2 protein-coding genes are annotated in these 1,282 nt (G+C 73.3%); both read right to left on the bottom strand.

All coding sequences use genetic code 11. From position 1 onward, the window contains the following. Positions 1–409: hypothetical protein (locus H5J30_RS33945; protein WP_181791650.1), on the bottom strand; the 409-nt coding region annotated here is incomplete at its 3' end. Between the two features lie 163 nt (positions 410–572). Then, positions 573–1,282 (bottom strand): DUF4190 domain-containing protein (locus tag H5J30_RS33940; RefSeq protein ID WP_181791649.1); only part of this gene is annotated, 710 nt, incomplete at its 5' end.

Raw genomic sequence — 1,282 nt, 5'->3', positions numbered from 1 at the left:
ACTCCAGCACCACCGGATCCGTCAGCCGCCCGCTGCCGTCCGGCGGCACCAGCCACCGCACCCCGCCCGTCGACCGCCCCGGGTAGGGCACCACGATCCACGTTCCGCGCCCCGCGCTCCGCACTCCCGTACCGATCCACCGCGCGGCGGTCCCCGGCGGCACGAAGAAGCCGAGCCGCTCGTCCGTCACGTCCGTGAGCACCGGTCCCGGCAGGTCGGTGATCCGGGCGACCACGTCGAGCGTCGGCCGCCCCAGCTCCCCCGGCAGGATCAGCACGTCCCACAGCCGGCCGGCGGGCAGCAGCGACACCCCCAGCGGGTTGCGCTCCCACTCCCACCGGCAGGTCTCGGGCTCGGGCGCCGCCGACACCAGCCACTCCACCGCGGACTTCGCCCCCGCACCAGTCATCACGCTCATTCCCTCGTCTCCCCTCGCACCGGTCCTGCCGGACCGGCTGTCAGTTGCGGAGACAAGGGAGGCCCGCAGTTCTTACAAGCTTTGCGGAAAACTCCGGGGTGGCGTGGATCACAGCGGCCCGCGGGGGCGTACGCCGGGAGTGCGCAGGGGTGCGTCAGGCGGGCTGTTCGTCGTCGGGGCCGCCGAGGTCCGTCCACCAGTACGCGTACTCGTACGGCCCTCCCGGCGAGACCTCGAACTCGACCTCGTCCGACCCGTCCTCCAGGACGAAGTGGTACATGGCCGTGGCCACCCGGTCCTCGCCGAGGGTCAGCGGCAGCCCGTCGCCGAACGCCTGCTCCAGGTTCCCGCCGTCGGAGCCGATGGGGTACGCGCTGACCTCGCTGCTCGCCAGCGTCGCCAGCTCGCCGGTGCGGTTCTCGATCCGGACGCGCACCTGGAGCAGGTCGCCCCCGATAGGCCGCGCGTCGAGGGTCACCTCCAGGCCGTCCTCGTACGCGATGGTCTCGCCGGCCTCGACCGCGCTGTCCGTCTCGGGCCGGACGGGGGCGAAGAAGTCGACCGCAAGAACGACGAGCAGGATGCTCATGCCGATGCCGACGACGGCCGCGACGCCGCCGAGCCAGATCCCCGACAGCCCGGACCTTCTGTTGCCGGCCTCGCCGCGCCGCACGCGGCGGAGGGTGACGATGCCGAAGCCGATGGCGAGGCCGCCGAGGATGACGGCGAGGGGGCTGAGGAGGAGCGTGAACGCGAGCACGGCGCCGATGACCCCGAGGATCATCGCCGCGACGCCGGAGCCGTTGCGCGGCCCGGTGGGCGGCACCCAGGCGTAGGGGGCGGGGAGGTAGGGCTTCGGGCCGT

It is taken from the genome of Streptomyces phytophilus, assembly GCF_013870535.1.
GTDB classification, from domain to species: Bacteria; Actinomycetota; Actinomycetes; order Streptomycetales; family Streptomycetaceae; genus Streptomyces; species Streptomyces phytophilus.
This window is presented reverse-complemented; position numbering and strand designations above follow the sequence as displayed.